This window comes from Agathobaculum desmolans ATCC 43058 (assembly GCF_000701665.1).
Lineage (GTDB): Bacteria > Bacillota > Clostridia > Oscillospirales > Butyricicoccaceae > Agathobaculum > Agathobaculum desmolans.
Map to the genome: position 1 here is coordinate 1 of NZ_JNJN01000069.1, position 7,803 is coordinate 7,803.

General features: G+C 54.7%; 8 protein-coding genes and 1 pseudogene. 6 read left to right on the forward strand and 3 right to left on the reverse strand.

All coding sequences use genetic code 11. The annotated features are described in order from the left end of the window. Together T363_RS0113015 and T363_RS0113020 are read right to left on the reverse strand one after the other, a co-directional pair. On the reverse strand, window positions 1–246 hold a 246-nt coding region (locus T363_RS0113015; protein WP_242840286.1), incomplete at its 3' end, for a transposase. A 301-nt stretch (window positions 247–547) separates the two neighbouring features. Continuing rightward, on the reverse strand, window positions 548–769 hold the full coding sequence (locus tag T363_RS0113020) for a hypothetical protein (protein ID WP_031476510.1): 222 nt from the start codon (window positions 767–769) through the stop codon (window positions 548–550). Window positions 770–1,012: 243 nt separating this feature from the next. Between T363_RS0113020 and T363_RS0113025 the strand changes: the two genes are divergently transcribed. The 6 genes from T363_RS0113025 (at window position 1,013) to T363_RS0113050 (ending at window position 6,895) form a co-directional block, all read left to right on the forward strand. Beyond that, window positions 1,013–2,068 carry an FAD:protein FMN transferase gene (locus tag T363_RS0113025; protein ID WP_051643285.1) on the forward strand — a complete coding sequence of 352 codons (1,056 nt, stop codon included), beginning with the start codon at window positions 1,013–1,015 and terminating at the stop codon, window positions 2,066–2,068. Next, window positions 2,058–2,429, forward strand: coding sequence for a NusG domain II-containing protein (locus T363_RS0113030; RefSeq protein WP_031476514.1), 372 nt, complete (start codon window positions 2,058–2,060; stop codon window positions 2,427–2,429). Before T363_RS0113025 ends, T363_RS0113030 begins: the two co-directional genes overlap by 11 nt. 15 nt (window positions 2,430–2,444) lie before the next feature. Then, a complete protein-coding gene (locus T363_RS0113035; protein ID WP_034972426.1) occupies window positions 2,445–2,960 on the forward strand; it encodes a Gx transporter family protein in 516 nt (171 codons plus the stop codon). 51 nt (window positions 2,961–3,011) lie between these two features. After that, complete coding sequence (locus tag T363_RS0113040) at window positions 3,012–3,368, forward strand: hypothetical protein (RefSeq protein ID WP_031476518.1); 357 nt, start codon at window positions 3,012–3,014, stop codon at window positions 3,366–3,368. A 183-nt stretch (window positions 3,369–3,551) separates the two neighbouring features. Continuing rightward, window positions 3,552–5,204 carry a glutamate--tRNA ligase gene (gene gltX, locus T363_RS0113045; protein WP_031476520.1) on the forward strand — a complete coding sequence of 551 codons (1,653 nt, stop codon included), beginning with the start codon at window positions 3,552–3,554 and terminating at the stop codon, window positions 5,202–5,204. A gap of 32 nt (window positions 5,205–5,236) precedes the next feature. Beyond that, window positions 5,237–6,895, forward strand: a complete 1,659-nt coding sequence (locus T363_RS0113050) for a glutamine--tRNA ligase/YqeY domain fusion protein (RefSeq protein ID WP_078097054.1) — start codon at window positions 5,237–5,239, stop codon at window positions 6,893–6,895. Window positions 6,896–7,618: 723 nt separating this feature from the next. Here the strand turns inward: T363_RS0113050 and T363_RS0113055 are convergent. Continuing rightward, window positions 7,619–7,803 (reverse strand): annotated as a pseudogene (locus tag T363_RS0113055) (hypothetical protein); the annotation flags it as partial.

Here is a 7,803-nt window from a genome sequence, read left to right on the forward strand (position 1 = left end):
CCATTGATACAATAGTCTATCTTGAATACCGGCCTCGATTGCCACTGACACACAGGATTTCCCGGACATTACTTGGGATACTAGTTCTAGCCGTTCTTCTGGTGTCCAGTTCCTATTGAAATTTTTGTGTTTCAGTGCTTCTGGACCGCGGCTATCCTCTGTTCTTACCCATAGTCTCACTTTATCTCGAAAGGATTTATCGCTAATACCTTCTGGCGTTTCTGGCCATTTTCCTTCTCGATACATTTCTACACATTTCCTTTTATACTCATATGTGTACCGCATAATAATACCCCCTCTACTGGGTGTCCAGTAAAGGGGGTACATATCATTCCTCCCTTTTACCCTTTGGACTGATTTAGGCTTACCTAACAACTCATTCGTCGAAATACACAGAAAAAGCTCCACCCTTAAACAGGTGGAGCTTTTATCTAGGCTATGTTAGGCATATATGTTGCCCCCAAAAAGGGTACATATCAACTCGCTGATAATACAGGTTCAGTACACGCCTTTATTTGTGATATTTATCATTTTGCAGGATTTTGTATTACTCAACATTGTTAAAAACCTCAATTCCGAGGAGTTTAACAATTGTTCCTTCGATATACTCCTGTTCGGAGCCTACAGGAGCCAATCTATGAACATCTTCGACCCTATACAAAATTGCATTATATACAACCGTTCCACCGTCTTTTAATCGCATGGGAATTGGTATCAGAAGAATGATTGCCAACAAAATAGAAACGCCTATAATTGCTTTTCCTTTCATGTGGATTGCCTCCTTCAAATTATATTTCTATAATAGACGCATAAAATAGCTAAATGTTCCCGTTTTTGTATCATATAATATTTTCATGCTTCTTTCAATGTTTGAAAACAAGGTATTTTCGCAAAATCGATGGAGTTAGAATCCGTCAGTTCAAAAGTAAAAGGGAGGAGCTGTTCCCCCTCTTGCGTGCGGGAGGGGGCTGTATTATAATGTAGAATAGATTTTTGTATGAGGGAGTATGGTATGAAGCGTTTGATTGCAGCAGTGATGCTGCTGTTGGGGCTGTCCGGGTGCGCGTCGCAGCCTGCGGCCTATACCAATGATTTTTTTGCAATGGATACCTTTATGTCGGTCACGCTGTACGGCAGCACGCCGGACGGCAGACCGGCAGATGACGGCACGCTGTCCGACATGGCGGAATCGATCAGCCGGACGGTGAACCGGCTGGACGCTGCACTTTCCCGTACACAGACCGCGGGCGATCTGTACCGCTTAAACCACGCAGACGGTGCAGTGACCGAAGTCAGTGCAGAAACCTATGAAGCGGTTCGGCAGGCGGTGGCTTACGCGGAGCAGACCGGCGGCGCGTTCGATCCTACTATGGCGCCGGTGACCGATCTGTGGCAGATCGGCACCGATCAGGCACGGGTCCCCGCGCAGGCTGAACTGGATGAAGCACTGACCCACGTGGGTTATCAAAACGTGAAGCTGCTGGGCGAAAACCGGATACAGCTGCTGAACGGTGCGCAGATTGATCTGGGCGGCATCGGCAAGGGCTTTGCGGGAGACGCGGTTTGTGCGCTGCTGCAGGGGGAAAACGGCGCGGCTTCGTGGCAGGCGCTGGCTGCATTGGGCGGCAATATCGTGCTGTACGGCGGTAATCCTGCCCGAAAGGATGGCAGCTGGGTGATTGGCGTGGCGGATCCGGATCAAACGGCGGATTCGCTTGTTACACTGGCGCGGGCGGACGGGTCGGTCGTCACATCAGGTGACTATGAGCGTTTTTTTGAGCAGGATGGTAAACGATACCATCATATTTTTGATCCTGCAACCGGGTACCCGGCGGATACCGGCTTGCGCAGTGTGACAGTGATCGATGAAAGCTCAACGCGGGCAGATGCCATGACCACCGCCTTGTTTGTGATGGGGCTGGAAAAGGGGATGGCGTTCTGCCGGGAACAGGGCATTGCGGCAGTGTTCATCACGGCGGATAAACAGGTGGTGTGCAGCCCGGCTGTGTCGGATATGGCGGTTTTCTCCTTTGAAGGGGAGGATAAAGGATATACCTATGCGCAGTAAAATGAAAGCGGGCGATCTGGTCATCATCGCTGCGGTGCTGCTGTTGGCGGCGGTAATCGCTGCGGTGTTGGCGGTACCGCAGCGCGGCGGACGGCTGTATGCCGAGGTGTGGCAGCAGGAAACACTGGTCGAGCGGGTTGAGCTGACCGCAGGAACCGACCGCGTGATCGATCTGGAGGGGCACAACGTGATTGTGCTTGAGGGGCGGACCGCACGGATCGCCCGTGCGGACTGTAAGGATCAGGTGTGTGTACGTACCGGCACGCTGACCCGTGCGGGGCAGGTGGCGGTCTGCCTGCCCAACCGGGTGGTACTCAAACTGGTGGGGGATGACAGCGGAATTGATGCGGTTGCGGTGTAGCGGAAGGAACAGGATATGGCAAAGGTGAAAAAAGTGACGCTGTGCGGTTTGCTGACGGCGCTGGCTGTGGTGCTTTCGCTGGCAGAACGGCTGTTTCCGCTGGATGCAGTGGTGCCGGTGCCCGGTGTGAAGCTTGGGCTGGCAAATGTGGTTACGCTGTTTGCGCTGACGCGGCTGTCTGCGCGGGAGGCAGGGATCGTACTGCTTTGCCGGGTAACGCTGTCCTCGCTGCTGATGGGCAGTGTGACGGCGTTCTTGTTTTCACTTTTGGGCGGCTTGCTGGCACTGGCTGTTATGTGGCTGCTGCTGCGGGTTGAGGGGCGCTTTTGCTCGCTCCTTGGGGTAAGCGTGGCAGGTGCGGCGGCACATAATATCGGACAGGTGCTGGCGGCGGCGGTTTGGATGCAGACCGGTGCGGTGACGGCATATCTGCCGTTTTTGCTGGTGATGAGCGTGCCGCTCGGCTTGGTGACCGGGCTGACAGCGGCGGTTGTGCTGGGGCACATGAAAAAAATTGAATTTCACGTATAAATCAGGATGCGTCCTCCTATACTATCAGCAAATACGCAAGGAGGAAATGCAATGAAAAAGCTTATCGCTTTATGGACCGTTCTGGCGCTGCTGGCCGGCTGCGGCTGTTCCCGCGCACCGGAGGCGCAGAAGGATCCGAATGAAACGGACGGAAACGGTACGACCGAGCAGCAGGATGGCAGTCTGCAGAACGGCAGCGGCACTACGCAGACACCCGGATCGGTGGGGGATGCCGTGCAGGACGGTATGGATGACGTAGGCGAGGCGGTCGGAGAGGCCGGCAGCGCAGTGGAAGACGGTGCTAAGGATATTGGTGACGCGATCACCGGGGAGGAAAACCAGACGGATAATGGAACTGCGGGAGACAGCGCGGATACGAACACCGGTGCGGCGGCACAAAACCCGTAAGATAACAGGCGGTAACCAATGCAGGCGGCATGGCTTTTGAGCTGTGCCGCCTTGGTTTTGCCGGAAAATGCGGTGCGATTCCTGTGTGATTGGTGCGCTTTTCGCCTTGCACGGTGCGTGCGGTTGTGATAAAATAATTCTATCATGGGTCAAAATGCCCAACAGGAAGTTGGAGTGAAGAAAATGGATCACAAGTATTTGGCGGAGCTGCTGTTTCCGCATATCAATACCACGCCTGAGGAAATTGAGGCGCGCTATCCAAAACGCGAATTGCCTGAAGGCGCCAAGGTCACCCGCATGGGACCGAGCCCGACAGGCTTTATGCATCTGGGCAATCTGTACGGCGCGCTGGTGGATGAACGGCTGGCGCATCAGTCGGGCGGCGTGTTTTATCTGCGCATCGAGGATACCGACCACAAGCGCGAAGTGGAGGGCGGCGTGCAGATGATCCTCGACGCTTTTCGGTCGTTCGGCCTGCCGTTCGACGAGGGCGCAACGCTTGAGGGGGACAACGGCGTATACGGCCCCTACCGGCAGAGCCTGCGCGCGGAGATCTATCAGACATTTGTCAAGAGTCTGGTTGAGCGCGGCATGGCGTATCCCTGCTTCTGCACGGAGGAAGAGCTGGCTGCCGCACACCAGCAGCAGGAGGCGAATAAGGAGAATTTCGGCTATTACGGAAAGTACGCGGTGTGGCGCGACCGGCCGATGGAGGAGATCGAGGCAGAGCTGAAAAAGGGCACGCCCTATGTGGTCCGCTTCCGTTCGGAGGGCAGCATTGAAAACAAGATCCGGCATGAGGATCTGGTCAAGGGCAAGATGGAGGTCACGGAGAATGATCAGGATGTGGTCATCCTCAAGTCGGATGGCATCCCGACCTATCATTTTGCGCATGTGGTGGATGATCACCTGATGGGGACGACGGTCGTTGTCCGCGGGGAGGAGTGGCTTGCCACCCTGCCTGTGCATTTGCAGCTGTTCCGCGCGATGGGGTGGAAGGCGCCCAAGTATGCGCACACCGCCCAGCTGATGAAGATCGATCCGGAGACCGGCGGCAAGCGCAAGCTGTCCAAGCGCAAGGACCCCGAGCTGGCGCTGACCTTCTATGCCAAGGAAGGGTATCCGGTGCCGGCGGTGCTGGAATACCTGATGACGCTTTTGAACTCCAACTTTGAGGAGTGGCGGCGCGCCAACCCCGACCTGCCGATGAATGATTTCCCGTTCAGCACCAAAAAGATGAGCGGTTCAGGCGCGCTGTTCGATATTGAAAAGCTGCGCGATGTATCCAAAAATGTGATCTCGCGGATGTCCGCCGATACGGTTTACGATTACATTGCCGCATGGAGCGCGGAAAACGATCCGGTATTCCACACGCTGCTGACCCGTGATCCTGCGATGAGCCGCGCGTATCTGGCGATCGGCCGCGGCGGCAAAAAGCCGCGTAAGGATCTGGCGCTCTGGTCGGATGCCAAGGGCTATATGGATTTTATGTTTGACGAGCTGTTCCGGCCGGATTATACCATGCCCGAGCGGGTCTCTGCGGCCGATGCTAAGGCGATTCTGGCTGACTTTGCCGGCGTTTTTGACGAAAATGATACGCCGGACGGCTTCTTCGAGAAGATGAAGCAGATTTCTGCCGCGCACGGCTATGCGGTGGATACCAAGGCCTATAAGGCAGCGCCTGAGCAGTATAAGGGCGCGGTGGGCGATGTATCCATGGTGATTCGCGTAGCGGTTGCCGGCCGGCAGAATGCACCTGATTTGCAGACGGTCATGGGTATTATGGGCCGTGAAAAGGTGCTGGAGCGACTGGAAAAATGCGCAAATGCGCTTTAATTGAAACCTTTTGGGGGAAAGATAACGCTATGATGGAAAACGTAAACAACTTTCTGACCGAGATCATCGATGAGGATATCGCGGCAGGTCTGAGCGAAAAGATCCATACCCGCTTTCCGCCTGAGCCGAACGGCTATCTGCACATCGGCTCGGCCAAGGCGATCTTCATCAACTGGTCGATTGCGAAAAAATACAACGGCCTGTTCAACCTGCGCTACGATGATACCAATCCGGTCAAGGAGGATACCGAGTATGTAGACTCCATCTGGGAGGATATCAAGTGGCTGACCGGCGAGGAGCCGACCGGCGGCGTATACTACGGTTCGGATTATTTTGAGACCTGCTACGAATGTGCTGTGCAGCTCATCCGCGATGGGAAGGCGTATGTAGACGATCTGACGCAGGATGAAATGCGTGCTTACCGCGGCACGCTGACCGTGCCGGGTAAGGAAAGCCCGTGCCGCAGCCGCTCGGTGGAGGAAAACCTGCAGCTCTTTCAGGAGATGCGCGACGGCAAGTTCGCAGATGGCGCCAAAACGCTGCGCGCCAAGATCGACATGGCAAGCCCGAATATGAACCTGCGCGATCCGGCGATCTACCGCATTGTGCGGGCGCATCACCACCGGCAGGGGGATACTTGGTGCATCTATCCGCTGTATGACTTTGCTCATCCGATTCAGGATGCGATCGAGGGTATCACGCACTCGATGTGTTCGATCGAATTTGAAAACCACCGTCCGCTGTATGAGTGGGTCGTGGACAACTGCCCGCTGCCGCATCATCCCAAGCAGCGTGAGTTTGCCCGCCTGAACATGACGCACACGGTTATGAGCAAGCGTTATCTGCGTCAGCTTGTGTTTGAGCATCATGTGGAGGGATGGGACGATCCGCGTATGCCCACGCTGTGCGCACTGCGCCGCCGCGGTTATACGCCGAGCGCTATTCTGGACTTTGTGCAGCGTGCGGGCGTGGCCAAGGCGGATTCGCTGGTCGATATCAAGCTGCTCGAGCATTGCATCCGCGAGGAGCTGAACGAGACCGCGCTGCGCCGCATGGCGGTGACCGAGCCGGTCAAGCTGGTCATTACCAACTATCCGGCGGACAAGTGCGAGGAATTTGAGGTGCCGAACAACCCGCGCAGCGAAGCGGCGGGTACGCGCAAGGTGCCGTTCACGCGCGAGCTGTATATCGAAAAGAGCGACTTTGCCGAGGCGCCGCCTCCGAAGTTCCAGCGCCTCAAGCCGGATGGAGAAGTCCGCCTGATGGGGGCGTATATCGTAAAATGCAACGAGATCATCAAGGATGAGAACGGCGAGATCGCGGAGATCCGCTGCACGGCCGATCTGGAGACCGGCAACGGGATGCCGGCAGACGGCCGCAAGGTCAAGGGCACGATCCACTGGGTATCGGCGGCGCATGCGGTCGATGCGGATCTGTATCTGTATGATAATCTGCTGACCATTGAAAATGCGAATGATCTGCCCGAAGGTAAGGATTATTTGGATTATCTCAATCCGGAATCGCTGAAAAAGCTGACCGGCTGCAAGCTGGAGCCGTCGCTGGCGGAAGCCAAGGAGGGCGAACGCTTCCAGTTTGTCCGCATGGGATACTATGTTAAGGATCGGGAGCCGGGACGGTTTAACCGGATCGTCACCCTGAAGGACAGCTTTGCCAAGACGTTGCAAAAGTAATTGACATAAAAACCACCCCCAGGGCAGATGCTCATAAAACAGTATCACAACAAACTGGAATGGGGTAGCTGCCATATACAGGGTGCAAAGCAAAACGGGCATATCGTCTAAACGGCGGTATGCCCGTTTTATTATGAAGCAGAACGACTTTGCGGCGAGGTGAGTACAAACGCGCTTATCATGCCTGCCCGAGATAAGGAGCTTGGCGGAGAAAATGAGCGATGTGTGGGAATGGCAGCACCGCATCCATTGTAACTGCGAGGAAGAGATCATAATCCTCTAAATGCTGCCTCTGCCAAGCCCTGATGTGACCGTCAATACCCGAAAGGGTATATTCGTCAGCTATATCCCAGCCGAAATCGCCGGATGAAAACAATAAAAAGACGAGTGTAATTATAGGACTTGGAAAAATCCAGTCGTACCAATGGTTTTTAGCGCAACAAGCAAGAGGTTTTTATCTAAAAAATTATTTTTTGAGAATTACGCCGCCCAACGGGACTACGGGCGGCGTTTTCATATATCACAACAAGAAAGGAGGGGTGCTCCCCAACAGGCCAGCCATCGGGCAAGCTTTTTCTATTTCACAACGAAGCCTGCAAATAAGAAGTCAAGCCCCGAACAGGACTTGACGAAAGAAAACTTTGTAGGCGGCAGGTAGAAAACAAGTGCAACACAAAAAGGCCGCCGCAAACACGCCGACCGGAAAGAGTCAATTACAGTTGATTAGTCCGCGTGCTGCAGGCCGGTGGAATCCATATCTACAAGCGGCAGACCATCCAGAGTAGAGAAGTAGGTCATCACCTTGCCGTAGTAACGGCGCAGGAACTTGTTGGCACCAGCCGTCATGTAAACGTAGTACGGCTTACCCTCGGCACGCTTCTTGTCCAAGAACAGGAACACAGGCTCGT